At 39.8% G+C, this 18975-nt stretch carries 17 protein-coding genes; 3 read left to right on the top strand and 14 right to left on the bottom strand.

Annotated elements, in window-relative coordinates:
* Window positions 1-119: 119 nt before the first annotated feature.
* The 12 genes from deoD to Q1K78_RS03605 form a co-directional block, all read right to left on the bottom strand.
* Window positions 120-836: a purine-nucleoside phosphorylase gene (deoD, locus tag Q1K78_RS03660; RefSeq protein WP_065594305.1), complete on the bottom strand. Its 717-nt coding sequence runs from the start codon at window positions 834-836 to the stop codon at window positions 120-122.
* Between the two features lie 70 nt (window positions 837-906).
* Entirely contained in the window at window positions 907-2127 is a 1221-nt protein-coding gene (locus tag Q1K78_RS03655) for a phosphopentomutase (RefSeq protein WP_300174556.1), read from the bottom strand.
* Window positions 2128-2137: 10 nt separating this feature from the next.
* Entirely contained in the window at window positions 2138-3469 is a 1332-nt protein-coding gene (gene deoA / locus Q1K78_RS03650) for a thymidine phosphorylase (protein ID WP_300174554.1), read from the bottom strand.
* Between the two features lie 116 nt (window positions 3470-3585).
* A complete protein-coding gene (deoC, locus tag Q1K78_RS03645) occupies window positions 3586-4362 on the bottom strand; it encodes a deoxyribose-phosphate aldolase (RefSeq protein WP_300174552.1) in 777 nt (258 codons plus the stop codon).
* 276 nt (window positions 4363-4638) lie between these two features.
* The gene (locus tag Q1K78_RS03640; RefSeq protein WP_300174563.1) at window positions 4639-4809 is read right to left on the bottom strand and encodes a DUF1427 family protein; all 171 of its coding nucleotides are present in this window, start codon (window positions 4807-4809) and stop codon (window positions 4639-4641) included.
* A 274-nt stretch (window positions 4810-5083) separates the two neighbouring features.
* A complete protein-coding gene (locus tag Q1K78_RS03635) occupies window positions 5084-6340 on the bottom strand; it encodes a NupC/NupG family nucleoside CNT transporter (RefSeq protein ID WP_300174550.1) in 1257 nt (418 codons plus the stop codon).
* A 199-nt stretch (window positions 6341-6539) separates the two neighbouring features.
* A complete protein-coding gene (locus Q1K78_RS03630) occupies window positions 6540-7316 on the bottom strand; it encodes a TatD family hydrolase (protein WP_300174548.1) in 777 nt (258 codons plus the stop codon).
* A gap of 146 nt (window positions 7317-7462) precedes the next feature.
* Window positions 7463-9043, bottom strand: a complete 1581-nt coding sequence (prfC, locus tag Q1K78_RS03625; RefSeq protein ID WP_300174546.1) for a peptide chain release factor 3 — start codon at window positions 9041-9043, stop codon at window positions 7463-7465.
* 85 nt (window positions 9044-9128) lie between these two features.
* The gene (rimI, locus tag Q1K78_RS03620) at window positions 9129-9575 is read right to left on the bottom strand and encodes a ribosomal protein S18-alanine N-acetyltransferase (RefSeq protein WP_300174544.1); all 447 of its coding nucleotides are present in this window, start codon (window positions 9573-9575) and stop codon (window positions 9129-9131) included.
* Window positions 9565-9966 carry a DNA polymerase III subunit psi gene (locus Q1K78_RS03615; protein WP_300174542.1) on the bottom strand — a complete coding sequence of 134 codons (402 nt, stop codon included), beginning with the start codon at window positions 9964-9966 and terminating at the stop codon, window positions 9565-9567. The genes rimI and Q1K78_RS03615 overlap by 11 nt, the downstream gene beginning before the upstream one ends.
* A 177-nt stretch (window positions 9967-10143) precedes the next feature.
* Window positions 10144-10647 (bottom strand): N-acetyltransferase, encoded by a 504-nt coding sequence (locus Q1K78_RS03610; protein WP_300174540.1) that lies wholly within the window; start codon window positions 10645-10647, stop codon window positions 10144-10146.
* The gene (locus tag Q1K78_RS03605; RefSeq protein WP_300174538.1) at window positions 10637-11155 is read right to left on the bottom strand and encodes an SCP2 domain-containing protein; all 519 of its coding nucleotides are present in this window, start codon (window positions 11153-11155) and stop codon (window positions 10637-10639) included. Before Q1K78_RS03605 ends, Q1K78_RS03610 begins: the two co-directional genes overlap by 11 nt.
* Window positions 11156-11372: 217 nt before the next feature.
* On the opposite strand from Q1K78_RS03605, the gene Q1K78_RS03600 reads away from it, so the two are divergent.
* From Q1K78_RS03600 to Q1K78_RS03590, 3 genes are all read left to right on the top strand, one after another.
* A complete protein-coding gene (locus Q1K78_RS03600) occupies window positions 11373-13400 on the top strand; it encodes an EAL domain-containing protein (RefSeq protein ID WP_300174536.1) in 2028 nt (675 codons plus the stop codon).
* Between the two features lie 218 nt (window positions 13401-13618).
* Entirely contained in the window at window positions 13619-14620 is a 1002-nt protein-coding gene (locus Q1K78_RS03595) for a peptidase U32 family protein (protein ID WP_300174534.1), read from the top strand.
* Between the two features lie 9 nt (window positions 14621-14629).
* On the top strand, window positions 14630-15508 hold the full coding sequence (locus tag Q1K78_RS03590; protein WP_300174532.1) for a U32 family peptidase: 879 nt from the start codon (window positions 14630-14632) through the stop codon (window positions 15506-15508).
* Window positions 15509-15601: 93 nt separating this feature from the next.
* Here the strand turns inward: Q1K78_RS03590 and nlpI are convergent, their stop codons facing one another.
* On the bottom strand, window positions 15602-16576 hold the full coding sequence (gene nlpI / locus Q1K78_RS03585) for a lipoprotein NlpI (RefSeq protein ID WP_300174530.1): 975 nt from the start codon (window positions 16574-16576) through the stop codon (window positions 15602-15604).
* A gap of 121 nt (window positions 16577-16697) precedes the next feature.
* On the bottom strand, window positions 16698-18827 hold the full coding sequence (gene pnp, locus Q1K78_RS03580) for a polyribonucleotide nucleotidyltransferase (protein WP_300174528.1): 2130 nt from the start codon (window positions 18825-18827) through the stop codon (window positions 16698-16700).
* Window positions 18828-18975 lie beyond the last annotated feature (148 nt).

Below are 18975 nucleotides of genomic sequence, written 5' to 3'. Positions count from 1 at the left end.
ATCCCAGCGACAGCAAGCTGATCACTGGGTTTTCTCGCCTAACATGCTATAAAAAGAAAGGCGATGAAGTTTACCTCCATCGCCTTTTTTGTCTCTACACTCTATGGTTTACATCAATATTACTTATCGCCAAGTAATACTGAATCAAGCGCTATTAACATCATTTCATCAAATGTCGTGGCACGTTCATCTGATGTCGTTTGCTCACCTGTTTTGATGTGATCAGACACTGTACAGATAGCTAATGCTTTTGCACCGTATTCAGCAGCAACACCGTACATACCAGCCGCTTCCATCTCTACGCCTACAATGCCGTATTTGTCCATTAGGTCAAACATGCTTGGATCTGGTGTATAGAACAGCTCAGCCGAGAAAAGGTTACCCACTTTTACATCGATACCACGCGCTTGAGCAGCTAACTCCGCATTACGAACCATTTCATAATCAGCAATTGCTGCAAAATCATGATCTTTAAAACGAATACGGTTCACTTTTGAATCAGTACATGCGCCCATACCGATAACAACATCACGTAGTTTGATGCCATCATTCACCGCACCACAGCTGCCGACACGGATCACTTTTTTAACGCCAAAATCTTTCACTAATTCAGTCATGTAAATAGAGCATGATGGAATCCCCATACCATGACCCATGACTGAAATCTTACGACCTTTATAGGTTCCAGTGTAGCCAAACATATTTCGAACGTCACACACTTGAACTACATCATCAAGAAAAGTCTCTGCAATGTATTTCGCACGGATTGGGTCACCAGGCATCAGTACTACGTCTGCAAAATCACCCATTTCAGCATTAATATGTGGAGTAGCCATAATTTGTATCCTTTCTTTTAACTTTAAAATAGAAAAAAAGCAGCAGAGCGAACTCTACTGCTTATTGATTTTATAGGAATGATTTTCCATATTCCATATCAGAGATTTCAAAATACTCTGCGAGGGTTTGACCAATATCCGCAAACGTATCACGACGGCCTAATGAACCCGCAGGCACTTTGTGTCCATAAACAAGAACAGGGATATACTCACGCGTATGATCAGTCCCAGGCCATGTTGGATCACAACCATGATCCGCCGTTAAAATAAGAATATCGTCTTCTTTCAACATATCCATAATCTCAGGAAGGCGACCATCAAAATACTCAAGCGCGGCAGCATAACCCGCCACATCACGACGGTGACCATACGCTGAATCGAAATCGACAAAATTAGTAAATACGATGGTGTTATCACCCGCTGTTTCGATAGCTTCTTTTGTTGCATCAAATAGCGCAGGAATGCCTGTTGCTTTGGTTTTTTGGGTAATACCGCAACCTGCATAAATATCAGAGATTTTACCTATTGAATGAACGTGGCCATTCTTCTCTTCAACTAATTTTTGCAAAACAGTTATTGCTGGTGGCTCTAGTGATAAATCACGACGGTTACCTGTACGCTCAAATTTACCTTTGCCTTCACCAATAAATGGACGCGCAATAACACGACCAATATTGTAATCTTCAAGCTCTTCACGAGCGATTTGGCAAAGGGTTAGCAAATTATCTAAACCAAACGTTTCTTCATGACATGCTATTTGGAATACTGAATCTGCTGAGGTATAGAAGATTGGCATGCCTGTTTTCATGTGCTCTTCGCCCAAATCATCAAGCACTTGAGTTCCTGATGCATGACAGTTGCCTAAATAACCAGAAAGGTTTGCTCGAGCAAGAATACGATCGGTTAATTCTTTAGGGAAGCTGTTTGTTTTATCAGAAAAGTAACCCCAATCAAACAACACTGGAACACCGGCGATTTCCCAGTGACCTGAAGGCGTATCTTTACCTGAAGACAACTCAGCCGCATGACCGTAAGCACCAATGATCTCTGCGTTTGCATCTAAACCAGCAGCAAATTGACCTGTTGATTCTTTACCTGCCATCGCTAAACCAAGCTTAGACAGGTTTGGAAGAGTTAAAGGTCCTTTACGGTTGCTGTTGTCAGCTAGGCCTTTATCACACTGCTCAGCAATATGACCCATGGTATCTGAACCTACATCGCCAAATTTTTCAGCGTCGCCTGCGGCACCGATACCAAATGAATCTAGTACTAAAATTATTGCACGTTTCATGTTTTCTTCCTTACACATCTTCAGGGCGAATTTTGCGATAAATTTCCGGAGTCATTTCTGGTTGTTTATCACTAATCACGATTGCTGCTTTTACAGCATCCGCGGCTTGCTGCCATTGTTCTTCATTACGCGCGTGGATCATCGCTAATGGCTGTTCCGTATCTGCGGTTTGACCCAAACGGATCATATCACTTAAACCAACCGCGTAATCAATAGTATCGGTTGCTACACGACGACCACCACCCATACCAACGACTGCCATGCCTAAATCACGAGTATCCATCGCGTTAACAATACCTGCTTTATCAGCAAAAACAGGTTTAATAATTTGAGCTTTTTCTAAATGGTTATCGTAGTTTTCAATAATGTCACTTGGACCACCAAGACCACACACCATCTTACCAAAACATTCTGCTGCTTTGCCGTTATCTAGTACTGCTTGTAGTTTAACGCGCGCTTCTTTTTCATCTTTTGCCAAGTTAGAAATCACTAGCATTTCAGAACACAGCGCCATTGTTACTTCGTATAAACGAGGATTACGGTACTCGCCAGTTAGGAAACGAATCGCTTCACGCACTTCAAGTGCATTACCTGCCGTTGAAGCCAGCACTTGGTTCATATCTGTCAATAATGCCGTTGTCTTAGTTCCGGCACCATTAGCTACTGCTACAATAGATTTAGCCAGTTCTTCAGACGCTTCGTAAGTTGGCATAAATGCACCAGACCCTACTTTCACATCCATCACTAATGAATCTAAACCTGCTGCTAATTTCTTAGATAAAATAGAAGCTGTGATCAATGAAATATTATCAACCGTTGCCGTAACATCACGAGTGGCGTACACACGTTTATCAGCAGGGGCTAAATCACCGGTTTGACCAATAATTGCCACGCCCGCTTCTTTAGTTACTTTTCCAAAAATCTCATTGCTTGGCATAATATTGTAGCCAGCAATAGATTCTAGTTTATCCAACGTACCGCCAGTGTGACCTAAACCACGACCTGAGATCATTGGAACATAACCGCCACACGCTGCCACCATAGGGCCAAGCATCAATGAAGTCACGTCACCAACACCACCTGTTGAATGCTTATCAACAATAGGTCCGTCAAAGTTCATGTAACTCCAATCAATCACCATTCCTGAATCACGCATTGCACACGTTAATGCGATACGTTCTGGCATTGTCATTTCATTAAAATAAACTGCCATTGCAAAAGCAGCAATTTGACCTTCAGAGACGGTATTTTTTGCAACACCTTGAATAAAAAAATTAATTTCTTCTGTTGTTAGTACTTTATTGTCGCGTTTTCTACGAATAATCTCTTGTGGTAGATACATTAGTGCCTCCCCAATCTTGGTTGGGTAATTAATAATAGGTAGGGTTGAGGTAGGTGAGACGGATAATGCCCCACCTAAGTCGATTTATTTTTTGTTATAAATCAAGTAACAAGAAACTAGTAAGCTGATGGGTCAGCTGTTTCTTCTGTTACTTCTAATGTATTTAAAAGATTAGTTAGCAAGCTTGATGCACCAAAACGGTAATGCATGTTATCAGCCCAATCGCCACCTAAAATATCATCAGCCATTGCTAGGTATGCTTGCGCATCTTCAGCAGTACGAACGCCACCAGCAGGTTTAAAACCAACTGTTTTTGCTACGCCCATATCACGAATTACTTCTAGCATCATGCGTGCATATTCAGGTGTTGCGTTAACTGGCACTTTACCTGTTGATGTTTTAATAAAGTTAGCGCCTGCTTCGATACATATTTGAGATGCTTTCTTAATAAGTGCTTCTTCTTTTAGTTCACCCGTTTCAATGATAACTTTAAGCAGAATGTCGCCACACGCTTCTTTACATTGTTTAACCAGTTCAAAACCTACCGTTTCATCACCAGCAATCAATGCACGGTATGGGAATACCACATCAACTTCATCTGCGCCGTAAGCGACAGCGGCTTTAGTTTCAGCAACAGCGATAGCAATATCATCATTACCATGGGGAAAGTTAGTAACTGTTGCAATGCGTACTTCTGGTGTTCCTTGCTCACGCAGCGTTTTCTTAGCGATAGGAACGAAACGTGGATAAATACAAACGGCAGCAGTATTGCCTACCGCAGTTTTTGCATTCTTGCATAACGCGATTACTGCTTCGTCTGTGTCGTTATCGTTAAGAGTCGTTAAGTCCATTAATTTTAATGCACGTAGTGCTGCTGCTTTTAGATCGCTCATTGTTATCTCCAAAATAGAATAAATTTTTTGATAGTTTTGCTGCTCATGTATTAAGTTCAACAGCAAATGAGCGGACTTGATTCCCTGAAGACTTGAGCGAAATTACACTCAATCAATATCCATTTTGCCGCCAGTACTTACTTCATACGATGAAAGAGTACCGCTATTCTGTTTGCCTCATATTTCATTATGAGACACCGTTGAAACATACTTTATTTTACCAATACTTCTTCAGAGGCACTAGTGAAAGTATGTTTCCATATAAAGACACTGGGATTATGAAAAGAAACGCTCAATAATCCATTGATAGCCCACTGCACCAAGATAAACACCGACGATACCCATAACGCCAGATAATACAGGTGGCGCAGGAATTGGTAATTTAATCGCTGAAAAAACAACACCAACAATTAAACCAGCTAAGATAGATAACAATACTTCATTCAACATAATTCACTCTCAAATTGCTTTGTGTGTGTGTATTAAATGTAGTTTAATTTTCAAAATCTAGCTGTCTTTCTCCTTGCTATGGATCTCATTATATCAAGATTAATTCTATGTAATGTTTCTATCTGGTAACGCAATCGGTTTGCATCTCAAACTTTTTGCTTAATATTCGTGAAATAAATCCATTTTTCATTGCTGCTAAATATTTTTGACACGCATAAAAAAAGCCCGCTGTATAAGCGGGCTTTTTATCATCTAACTTACTCTATAATGATTATAGAGATAGGAATAGACCTGCGATTGTTGCAGACATTAGGTTTGATAATGTACCAGCAGCAACGGCTTTCATACCCATCTTAGCGATGTCATGACGACGTTCAGGAGCAAGGCTACCTAAACCACCAAGTAGGATTGCTACAGAAGAAAGGTTAGCAAAACCACATAGTGCGAATGAAATGATTGCTTTCGTTTTATCAGAAAGAATAACTTCAGCGCCTTCAGCTAGGTATGGTGCAAAGTTTAAGTAAGCAACGAATTCGTTAACTACTAATTTTTGACCTAAGAAAGAACCTGCAATTGTAGCTTCTTCCCACGGCACACCGATTAGGAAAGCAACTGGAGCGAACACGTAACCAAGAATAAGCTCTAGCGTAATTTCTGGCATACCGAACCAACCACCAACACCACCTAGGATACCGTTGATTAGAGCGATTAGACCGATGAATGCAAGAAGCATTGCACCTACGTTTAACGCAAGTTGCATGCCTGTTGCTGCGCCAGCTGCTGCTGCATCGATTACGTTAGCTGGTTTGTCAGCACCTTCATTATCAAGTGCATCAAATTGGTCAATCGGTGTTTCTGTTTCTGGTTTAAGAATTTTAGCAAATAAAAGACCACCAGGAGCCGCCATGAATGACGCTGCGATTAGGTATTCTAGAGGCACGCCCATAGAAGCATAACCAGCAAGTACACCACCAGCAACAGAAGCTAGACCACCACACATTACAGCAAACAATTCTGATTGAGTCATTTTTGGAATGAATGGACGAACAACTAGAGGTGCTTCTGTTTGACCAACGAAAATATTCGCTGTAGCAGAAAGAGATTCAGCACGAGAAGTGCCAAGTGCTTTTTGTAGAGCACCACCTAAGAAGTTAATCACAACTTGCATGATACCAAGGTAATAAAGTACCGCAGTTAATGATGCAAAGAATACGATTACAGGAAGTACACGCAGTGCGAATACGAAACCGCCGCCACCAAATACTTCGAACATTTTATTCGATACTAAGCCACCGAATAAGAATTCGATACCTTTGTTACCGTAGTTGATTACATTAGCAACCGCTTCAGATGCCCCTAACAGTACATCACGACCTACAGGTACGTATAGTATGAATGCACCTAGAAGAAATTGAATGGCAAAAGCGCCACCGACAGTACGTAGATTGATTGCTTTACGGTTATCAGATATTAGAACTGCAAATGCAAGCAGTGCTACAATCCCAACCAAGCTCATTAACAGGCTCATAGTTAAAAGTTTCCCTAAAATTGATTGTTGGCGTGTTTCAAATTAGCGGAGGCGATTATACTCATTGAATCACTAATAAAGTAATACTGTTGTCACATAATCGTCCCCCATACATCATGTATTCACTCATAATTGTGAACTTTATCACTAGTTGCAATCTAAATATTCATCAATTGCATCTAAAGTAATGACCAGCAACTCAAATATCGAACAAATGATTAGTATTTCTACAAACAGTATTTGCAATCGTTTCCCTTGACTCTTTTCTCAACAAAATTAAACATTCTAGAATATTTTGTATTTTATCTGGTGAGTTAGGTACCCCCTGAAAACCAGATAATGGCATGTCAGGCGCGTCTGTTTCTAATATTAAATGCTCTAAAGAAAGCTCAGAAATTGTACGTTTTGTTTTAATCGCTCGCTCATAACTGATCACACCACCAACACCAATATAGAAGCCCAAGTTAATAAATTGATTAGCTTGTTGTAAGCTGCCACTAAAGCCATGGATAACGCCACCTTTCTTTGGCTTTATTTCTCGCAGTATTTTTAAAATATGATCGTGACTTTTTCGGCTATGTACAATTAAGGGAAGTTGGTAGGTTTTAGCTAATAAGCATTGCTCTCGAAACACATGAATTTGGATATCGCGATTGCATTCAGAACCCAAAAAATCTAACCCGCACTCACCAATAGCAACGCACTTATCTCGATGCTTTTGAACGAACTGCTTCAAAAGTTCTATTTCATTCTGATAATCATCTAAGATAAATAGAGGGTGGACACCCAATGCATAATAAATCGATTCATACTGTTGTGATAACGATACGACACGAGTCCAATTCGATTGATTTACACTAGGTACAATAAATTTACTCACGCCTTTCTCTTGAGCTTTCTGAAGATAATAGGCCTCATTACCCGCAAAAGGAGAAAAGTCCAAATGACAATGAGAGTCGATAAGTTCAAATGACATTATTTGCGTTCCACATTAAAGCTCTCCTGTTGCTCTTATATCGACAATATAAACTTAGCATAATTATTTGTTCAGACAGCAATAAACTATAGATACAAAAACGGAGTCCGCTAAGACTCCGTTTCATTTATTTGATAAACAGCTAATTAGTGTTCGCGAGTTGCTCTGAATTGAACCTCAGGGAAACGCTCAGACGCTAAATTCAAATTAACCATTGTAGGAGCAATATACGTTAAGTTATTGCCACCATCTAACGCTAGGTTACTTTGGCTTTTACGCTGGAAGTCATCCATTACCTTGCCGTCAGAACATTCAACCCAACGAGCGGTTGCTACACTGATACCTTCATAAATAGCTTCAACGTTATATTCAGATTTCAAACGAGAAACAACCACATCAAACTGAAGTACACCAACCGCACCAACAATCAGATCGTTGTTTTGCAGCGGACGGAATACTTGTACCGCACCTTCTTCAGAAAGCTGAACAAGACCTTTAAGCAGTTGTTTTTGCTTCAGAGGATCTTTTAGACGAATACGACGGAATAATTCAGGAGCAAAGTTTGGAATACCTGAGAACTTCAAGTTTTCACCTTGCGTGAAGGTATCACCAATTTGAATCGTACCATGGTTATGTAAACCGATGATGTCACCTGCATAAGCCGTTTCAGCACGAGAACGATCACCCGCCATGAAAGTTACCGCATCAGAAATACTGACGTTTTTACCGGTACGAACGTGGTTCATTTTCATACTTTGAGTATAAGTACCCGACACGATACGCATGAAAGCAATACGGTCACGGTGCTTAGGATCCATATTTGCTTGGATCTTAAATACAAAGCCAGAGAACTTCTCTTCTGTTGCTTCAACTGGACGTTCAATCGCTTCACGCGTTTGTGGTGCAGGAGCCCATTCAGTCAAACCTTCAAGCATATGGTCAACACCAAAGTTACCTAATGCTGTACCAAAGTAGACTGGCGTTAGCTCTCCCTTAAGGAATAACTCTAAATCAAACTCATGTGCAGCACCAATAACCAGTTCAAGTTCTTCTCGAACACTGATCGCAAGTTCGTTACCGATTGCAACGTCAAGTTCTGGGTTATCAAGACCTTTAATCGTACGCACTTCTTGGATCTCATGGCCATGGCCAGATTGATACAAGATCGTTTCATCACGGTGAATGTGATAAACACCTTTAAATTCTTTACCACAACCAATCGGCCATGAAATAGGAGCACAAGCCATACCTAGCTCGTTTTCTACTTCATCAAGCACTTCCATTGGGTCTCGTACTTCACGGTCCATTTTATTCATGAAGGTTACGATTGGTGTATCACGTAAACGCGTTACTTCCATCAATTTACGCGTACGGTCTTCGACACCTTTCGCGGTATCGATAACCATCAAACAAGAATCTACCGCTGTTAATGTACGGTAAGTATCTTCCGAGAAATCTTCGTGTCCAGGAGTATCAAGAAGGTTAACAAGGCAACCGTTAAATGGAAATTGCATTACAGACGTAGTTACCGAGATACCACGTTCTTTTTCCATTTCCATCCAGTCTGATTTTGCGTGCTGGTTTGAACCACGACCTTTTACCGTACCCGCTTTTTGAATCGCGTTTCCGAATAATAATACTTTTTCAGTAATGGTTGTTTTACCCGCATCCGGGTGAGAAATGATGGCAAACGTTCTACGTTTACCCACTTCTTGTAAAAAAGACATAAGCGTTGATAATCCTGTAAGATTTCAGAAAGGATGTAATTAGGCGAGATTATACTCAAAGACGTTCATTATCTAAAGCGCCGAATTAAAAGAATATATAACTCATGATAATTGCGTCTTCTTTACCATTAGCTGTTGGGTAGTAATCATGGCGACGAGTGACTTCATTAAAGCCTTCAGACTCATACAATGAAATGGCTGCGATGTTGCTTTCACGCACTTCAAGCCAAGCCGATTCTGCTTTTTGGTCCATACACATATCGATAAAAAATTCAGTTAACTTGCGACCAAATCCTTTTCTTTGATAAGCAGGGTCAATAGCCACATTAAGTAAGGTAACTTCACCCACTACGTTTTGAGCATAGAAATAGCCTACAACTTGATCGTTATCTAGCATGACTCGATGTTGTGCACAGCGACTATTTAAATCGCGGATCATTGACTCTGCCCAAGGGTGTGAATGTGCAGATCTTTCAATTCGCCAAATATCATCAAGGTGAACATCTGAAATAGGTTGAATATTAATGGTCATAGGAACAAATCTGTCGCCATAAATCGCGTCGTGATTGAGTATTGGTGTGCATTTCAGAAAGAAGTGGCGAGCTCAATGCTCTAACCTCTTCCAGTTCAGTGACAGAAACACCAGAAAACCAACACCATGTTAAATGATGTTCAGCTAGATACTCTAACGACTCAGAAGGAAGAAATAACGCCTGCTCTGGTAATAATTTCATACTCGCAAGAACTTTTCCAAATAGAAAAGCATCACGCTCAGTAGGAACCGTAGGAGCGACGAAAAGTAACTGACAAGTTTCAGGTAACGATATGGTTTGGGTTTCTAGTGCTGAAAAGTACTCTGGTTGTCGTACTTGCCAAACTGAAACATCCATTTCATTTAAAAACTGTAACGCTTGCTTTGGCATATCAATTCACCTGTCAATTTAAGGTAGAGGATATTATCAACATTCTAGGTGGGATGCTACTTGATGGTGCCTTACATGAGAGATATTGAATGGTACAAAAGAAGAAATGTAAATCAGAACTCAAAAGCTAATTAAATATGAATGCTCATCATCAAAAATGAGCACTCTATCGATACATTACAATGAATCAAATTCAGGGCAATATTCAATCAAACCCGTTTTCCCTTCAATAAACTCAGGAGAACATGCTTTGATCATAAATGCACCTTCTGGGGCTTCCCACTTACATGTCATACCGTATTTGGTCGCTGATTCAAAACCAAAGCGTTGGTAGTAAGCTGGGTCACCTAAGACGACAGAAACGGGATAACCTAATTCGGCCAGTGTTTCTAATCCTTCCTTAACTAAAGCTTGAGCAATGCCTTGTTTTTGGTACTCACTTTGAACACACAAAGGAGCAAGTCCTTGCCAATTAAAGTCTTCACCATTAAGCATAACTGGACTAAATAGGCAGTGTCCGACAACTTCACCTTCATCAGTGCAAGCCACTAATGACAATGTTAAGTGACTATTTTCACGTATAGACATCACCAATTTTGCTTCAGCTTCTGTTTCAAAGGTTTCACGAACTAATCGATCAATCGTTAAAATATCCGCTGGAGCTTCAGTTCTAATAAGCATTTATCGTCTCTTTTACTTCAGGCTTTTGCAAACCTTGTTGGACAAAATTAGCCAACGTCATTAATGCTTGGTTTAAAGGTTTTGGTAATGAATCAAGATCGACACTGTCCATTAAGTTTTTCACTTCAAGCCCAAGCTCTGTATCACCTTCTATTTTCAGGCGACGTTGAAAAAATAGAGTATCAGGATCTTCTTTACGGCCAGCAATCAAAATTAAATCATTTAGCGGGCCACTAAAGCTTACATCTTCATTCTCTGTTTTATTTGAGACTATCAGTTTTTCATCTTGATAGCTGATAAACCAGTGTAATTCGAGATCAAGGATTGAAACTTTTAGCCATTTATCTTCTAAGAATTCAAAATCACCGTCTTCAAGAGCTTCATGAAAAACTTGTTTTAATCCTTCGAGTAATACCTTCTGCTGCATTGAAACAGGAACTAACTTTGCTGGTGTTTTTAAGATCGATGCCGCATTTTTTACTAATGTTGAACGAATTTGATTAATCACGCTTAATTTCCATTACATTTAGTCGATAACTATAGGCAAGTATAAATTGATTGTCCGATATCTAACCTGTTTCTTATCAAAAAAAGCACTTATTACAATTTAGGGTAGAAAGTAGGGATTAATTCAATGTATATTTTGTTGTTCGACTTATAAATACTGATAATTATTATTAATTCTGGAAGTTATTTGTCTTCTTTTACTAAAAAGCGGTAACACTATGTCTCTCTCTCAAATACAACATTGGTTTCCTTTACTAACAGATAACAGTCCATTTCTGTTTGCTATTCTGGACTCGGATCATAATTATGTGACCGTTAATAATCGTTACTGTGAAATAAGTGGATTAAGTAGAGAAGAGTTATGTGGACGCTCAGACTCTGAGATTTTAGGCAGCCATTTCTATGCCTCACTCAAAAACTATTACATTAGAGCTCTCGAAGGCGAAAAGATTGAAGCTGAAATCACCTTAGACGATCACCGCTTTGATACTAGCCTTCATTTTAGTTTATTCTCTATCGAACAAGACAATAACACCTATCTCGTTTTTCATGCTGCCGATACCTCCGAACGACAACAACTACTCAGCTCTTTAAAAGAAAGTGAATCCAAATACCACAAACTCACAGAGCTAATTAATGACGCCGTCTTCTTAATTGAAGGAGATATAATCGTATCAGCAAATACCGCATCTGCGAAAGTGCTTGGTTTCAATAAAGCGAGTGAATTTATTGGTGAAAGTATTGAACAATTATTAAGCCCTGCAAATGAAAATCAATCCTTATTAGACATAATTATAAATTTAGCATCCGACCAACAACTAACTGTAAAAACAACAGTGAACTGCGGAATACGCACCGAACTAATCTTAACCGTTGAAGAAACAAACATTTTAGGCAGTCCTGCTCATTTAGTGGCCCTAAAAGAACATAAAAAACAAATTGAAGTAACAAACAAAGTTGCCGCATCACAAATCGATTTATTGACGGGGATCTATAACCGACACGGTTTCACCCATGTGATTGAAAAAACGATTAAAAATAACATTCCTTTTTTCATGTTTTATTTAGACATCGATAATTTTAAAAATATTAATGACTCTTTAGGCCATCATATTGGTGACCGTGTATTAAAAGAGATCTCTACTCGTTTACAAAAATTACTACCAAAACACGCTATTGTCGGTCACTTAGGGGGCGATGAATTTGGTATTATTTTCCCAAAACCTGAACACAATCAAATACTCGATCAATTGGCTGACAAAATCATTGCTTTAATAAACCAACCATTTGATTTAGTACATTTTTCGAAAAGACTAGCCTGTTCAATTGGCAGTGTTCAATACCCAATAGATGGTACTGATGCTCGAAGCTTATTACAAAATGCCGACACCGCTATGTATGAAGCAAAAGATCGAGGTCGCAATCGTTTAATCAAGTTTCATGACCAAATGAACAAAGAAGCTAGAATGCGATTATGGTTAGAAATCGAACTTCAAAAAGCATTACAAAATAATGGCTTAGAAGTTTGGTATCAACCAAAAGTAAGCGCTCGTGATTTTAGAATCAATGGCGCAGAAGCCTTAGTTCGATGGAAGCACCCTGTAGAAGGCTACATTAGCCCTGCTCGCTTCATCCCTGTAGCTGAACGCTCTGGCTTGATTGAAACCCTAGGAAAAGTGGTCATGCGTGAAGTTTTCCAGACAGTTAAAGAATGGAAAAACCAAGGGCTTTTACCGGGTCGAATTGCCATCAATCTGTCTCCTGAGCAATTTGGTAACCCTCAACTGCTTGAATATATGGAGCGATTACTAAAAACGACTCAAGTGGATCCAAACGACATCACACTCGAATTGACTGAAAGCGCTGTAATGAGTGATGGTGAGCATGCTATTCAAATGCTTGATGCCATTAAAAAATTGGGCTTTACCCTCTCAATTGATGATTTCGGTACGGGTTATTCCTCGTTAGCTTATCTTGCTCGCTTCCCACTTGATGAATTAAAAATTGACCGTGGCTTCATTAGTGAAATAGATAGACTACCAAAACAAATAACGATTATTGAAAATGTAATTAACTTAGGGAAAAGTCTTGATATGGACATTGTGGCGGAAGGGGTTGAAACAAGGCAACAAGCAATGCTGCTCTCCAGCCTAAATTGTGATTCAATCCAAGGATTCTATTTCCACAAACCTCAGCCAAAACATGAGATTGAAGCGCTATTAGTACAAAACAAACGCTCAAGATAACCAAGAAAAAAAGAACTTAATACCTAGAATACATACACCACTTTCTAGGTATTACAGTCTCTTAAGCATGAATAAACCTCTAAAACATCTATTTTTTATAATTCTAACTCAAGTCTTCATTTAGAAAACAAAACAACCAAAAACCTGCCTTAAATCAAGTTTCAAAATTATCTTATCATTATCATAGACCATCAGATTTTTTGTAACTAGGTATTCTTATGGAACTCCTCTGCCCAGCCGGTAATTTACCTGCTCTAAAAACCGCGATTGATTGCGGTGCCGATGCCGTTTATATCGGTTTTAAAGACGATACGAATGCTCGCCATTTTGCAGGCTTAAACTTCACAGGTAAAAAACTTGAGAAGGCTGTGCAATATGTTCATGACAACAATAAGCATATTCATGTTGCATTAAACACCTTTGCTCATCCTGATGGTTTTAACCGTTGGACTAAAGCTGTTGATAATGCCGCAGCCATGGGAATCGATGCATTAATCATTTCAGATATTGGTGTATTAGAATATGCAGCAAATACTTATCCCGACTTGGAGCTTCATTTATCAGTTCAAGCGTCTGCAACCAACGTAGCGGCAATTGATTTTTATAAGAAAAACTTCAATATTAAGCGAGTTGTATTACCTCGTGTATTATCAATTCACCAAGTAAAACAGTTATCACGTAATCTAACTTCTGATGTAGATTTAGAAGTATTTGCGTTTGGTAGCTTATGCATCATGTCAGAAGGTCGCTGTTACTTATCGTCTTATATGACGGGTGAGTCACCAAATACCGTCGGTGCTTGCTCTCCAGCAAAATACGTTCGTTGGCAAGAAACAGAAAATGGTCTTGAATCTCGACTCAATAATATTTTGATTGATCGCTATGGTGAAGGCGAGAACGCAGGCTACCCTACACTCTGTAAAGGACGCTTCGATGTAGAAGGGAAGATATTCCATGCATTAGAAGAGCCGACCAGTTTAAATACTCTGTCTCTTGTTCCTGAGTTGTTTGCTGCTAATGTGGCCTCGGTTAAAATAGAAGGCCGCCAACGTAGTCCTGCTTATGTAGAGCAAGTGACTCGTACTTGGCGTGCAGCGATTGATCGCTATAAAGCAAATCCTGACAGTTACTCTGTTGAACCAAAATGGGATGCAACATTAGCAAACGTATCTGAGGGGACTCAAACCACCCTTGGTGCTTATCATAAGAAATGGCAGTAGGAGAACATCATGAAATACGCATTGGGTCCACTGTTATACTTTTGGTCTAAAGAAAATATCGAATCGTTTTATCAAAAAGCGACAAACAGTGAAGCTGACATCATTTATTTGGGTGAGAGTGTTTGTTCAAAACGCCGAGAAATGAAAGCAAAAGATTGGTTTGAGATAGCTAAAGAACTGTCTAACTCCGGTAAGCAAGTTGTATTATCGACGATGGCGTTGTTAGAGGCCCCTAGCGAAGTCAATGCGATGAAAAAATACATTGATAACGGTGACTTCATTATTGAAGCTAATGACGTATCAGCGATTCAATTGGCTTCAGAAAGCAAAGTTCCTTTTGTGGTTGGCCCAGCAGTTAACTGCTACAACGCCCAAACGCTAAATTTATTTTTAAAGCAGGGCATGACTCGTTGGTGCATGCCTGTTGAGTTGTCACGTGAATGGCTACAAAATGTGTTAATTCAATGTGATGATTTAGGCATTAGAGGGAAATTTGAAACTGAAGTCTTCAGTTATGGTTACTTGCCACTCGCTTATTCAGCTCGATGTTTTACTGCAAGAGCTGAAAACAAAGCAAAAGATGAATGTGAGACTTGCTGTATCAAATACCCAAATGGTATTACAGTAAACAGCCAAGAAGGACAAGAAGTCTTCACCTTAAACGGCATTCAAACTCAATCAGGCTATTGCTATAATTTAATCAATGATTTATCAAGTATGAATGACTTAGTTGATGTGGTTCGCTTAAGTCCATTAAGTGTTGAAACTTTTAGTGAGGTTTCTAAATTTAAAGCCAATGAAGTCGGTATTGAAAAGTTTTCATTAAAAGATGCACGTCAATGCAATGGCTATTGGCATAATATTGCAGGACTCGATGTACACATCTAATTATTAGTATGGTAATTATTCCGTTTAATAAATAGAAAAAAGCCCTTACTTATCTTTAGGTCAGGGCTTTTTCGTATGCGGATAAAAATAACCTTATTCAGCTAGAGCTTCTTCTTTTAACGCTTCTTTTTCAGTACTTTCAGATACTGGTGTTTTTTTCGCTTCTAGTGCTTGTTGCTCTTTTATCTTCTGCTCTTGTAACTCACGCAGTGATCGGAAGATCTTACCAAGCTCGACGAACGAATAACGATGCTCAACAAACTCATACACGTTACCAGCCATCGCTAATTTGTATAAAGCTATAGCATTTGGGTAATCACCGTCATTCTGATAACTTTTCGCTAAGTAAAAATAACCTTCCGTTAGTTTTTCCGCTAACACGACATTATTACGTGTCGTAATTAATATCTTTTTAAAAAATTCGTCTTCTGTGGTTTCTTTTAAGATAACACCTGCAAGCTCCCAACCAAAATCATCATCTACACGTTGCTGATATTGAACTTTGAATTCTTCTGTCGCCTTAACTGAATCAATCTCAAGACCTATCCAATATAGCCAAATTGCACGATACGGATCTGTCGGCGCATCGTTGTAATGTTTTTTTGCAATTTCATACGCTTGATCGTAGCGCTCACCATAATAAAGGGCTATCGCTAAATTTCGTTCTGCAAATTGATTATTCGAGTCTAACTCTAATGCAGAATCTAACGCTTCATAGGCTCCGTCAAAATCGGTATTTTGTGTGTAATAAACACCTAATATGTTAAATACATCACTTTGATCTGGCTTCAAGTTTAAGGATTGAGTGAAATCAACACGCGCTAAATCACGTAATCCCAAGCTGTCATTAATTAACCCACGCTCATAAAACATTTTCGCACGAGTCATATCATCAATATTAGGACGCAGTAATAATTGATCCAAACGAGATAGCTGTATCTCTTGTTGAATACTTGCTTGTAAAGGCACTGCCATTGGAGGGTAACTCCACCCTGACGTGTTATTTGTTGATGCACAGCCTGATAGGGCCATGACTGCGCCTACTACCGCAACTCGAATCCAATTCACTCTTTCTCTCCTAATAATAAACCTAAATCTTTCAGTAAGAGCTTTCTCATACCAAAAGAAAAGGGAGCATTTCTGCTCCCTTTATAACATGCTTTAAATCAAAAGACTGTAATCAATCAGATTATTCTGCGTCTTTTACTTCAGTCGCTGCTGCTGGGTTTAACTCAGCAGTTGCTTCTTTGATACTTAGACGGATACGACCTTGACGGTCTATTTCTAGTACTTTAGTTTGAACTTCTTGACCAACTTGTAGGTAGTCAGCTACTTTCTCAATACGCTCTTCAGCGATTTGAGAAATATGTACTAGACCTTCTTTAGGACCAAGAACCGTTACGAATGCACCGAAATCAACGATACGCATAACTTTACCTGGGTAGATTTTACCCACTTCAACTTCAGCAGTAATTTCTTCGATACGACGGATAGCTTCTTTAGCAGCAGCACCTTCAGTCGCAGCGATTTTGATTGTGCCGTCGTCTTCGATTTCAATCGTTGTACCAGTTTCTTCACAAAGAGCACGGATAACCGCACCGCCTTTACCGATAACATCTTTGATCTTATCAGAGCTGATTTTCATTGTGTGGATACGTGGAGCGTATTGTGAGATATCTTCACGAGCGCCAGAGATTGCTTTATCCATAACAGTTAGGATGTGCTTACGCGCACCTTGTGCTTGGTTTAGAGCGATCTGCATGATCTCTTTAGTGATACCTTCAATTTTGATGTCCATTTGAAGTGCAGTGATACCTTCATTAGTACCCGCTACTTTAAAGTCCATGTCGCCTAGGTGATCTTCGTCGCCAAGGATGTCAGAAAGAACAACGAAATCATCGCCTTCTTTAACAAGACCCATTGCGATGCCAGCAACAGACGCTTTAATTGGAACACCAGCATCCATAAGAGCTAGAGATGTACCACATACAGAAGCCATTGAAGATGAACCATTAGATTCAGTGATTTCCGATACTACACGTACTGTGTATGGAAATTCTTCAACAGAAGGCATAACTGCTGCGATACCGCGTTTAGCTAGTTTACCGTGACCGATTTCACGACGCTTAGGAGAACCAACAAAGCCAGTTTCACCTACACAGTATGGAGGGAAGTTGTAGTGTAGAAGGAAGTGATCTTTCTTCTCACCCATTAGGCTGTCGATGATTTGAGCGTCACGTTGTGTACCAAGAGTTGCAGTAACAAGCGCTTGAGTTTCACCACGAGTGAATAGAGCTGAACCGTGTGTACGAGGAAGTACACCAGTACGTACGTCTAGCGCACGAACCATGTCTTTTTCACGGCCATCGATACGTGGGTGACCAGCAATGATACGGCTACGTACTACGTTTTTCTCTAGAGAACCAAGCATGCCACGGATTTCGCGTTCATCTAGTTCTTCATTTTGAGCTAGAAGTGCTGCCACTGTTTCAGTTTTGATTGCGCCAACTTGCTCGTAACGTGCCATTTTCTCAGTGATTTGGTACGCTTCAGAAAGACGAGTTTCTGCAAGTTCAGCAACTTGTGCTTTAAGCTCTGCATTTACTACAGGTGCTTCCCAGTTCCAAGACGGAGTTGCAACTTCAGCAGCAAATTCGTTGATTGCTTTGATTACTACTTGTTGTTGGTCATGACCAAATACAACAGCAGAAAGCATTTCTTCTTCAGATAGGTTATCTGCTTCAGATTCAACCATTAGTACCGCAGCTTCTGTACCAGACACTACTAGGTCTAGTTTAGAGTTTGCAAGCTCAGTGTTTGATGGGTTAAGAACAAGCTCACCGTTGATATGACCAACACGTGCAGCACCGATAGGACCATTAAATGGAACACCAGCGATAGAAAGCGCAGCAGACGTTGCGATCATAGTGATCATGTCTGGGTTTACGTCTGGGTTGATAGAAACAACCGTTGCGATAATTTGAACTTCGTTTTTAAACGCACTTGGGAAAAGTGGACGAATTGGACGGTCTATTAGACGAGCCGTTAGTGTTTCGCCTTCAGAAGGACGACCTTCACGCTTAAAGAAGCCACCAGGGATTTTACCAGCAGCATATGTACGCTCTTGGTAGTTCACTGTTAGAGGGAAGAAATCTTGACCCGCTACTGCTTCTTTCTTAGCAACAACAGAAACGAATACTGATGTATCGTCCATGCTTGCCATTACAGCAGCAGTTGCTTGACGTGCCATTACGCCCGTCTCTAGAGTTACGGTATGGTTACCGTACTGGAATGATTTTACGACTGGTTTCTCGAACATTTGTTTTCCTTCATTCTTAATTATCAGGGGGTTTCTGACTGACATTAAGAAAAATTAAGTGATAATTCAATCTATTACCAATCGCGACTAGTACAAATTTACTTAGTTGAAGATAACTTGTAATAGTCGCGACCTAGTGGCCGACTTC

Source organism: uncultured Aliivibrio sp. (genome assembly GCF_946479765.1).
GTDB lineage: Bacteria > Pseudomonadota > Gammaproteobacteria > Enterobacterales > Vibrionaceae > Aliivibrio.
Note: the sequence above shows the minus strand (reverse complement) of the source record. Positions and strands in the feature narration are given on the sequence as shown.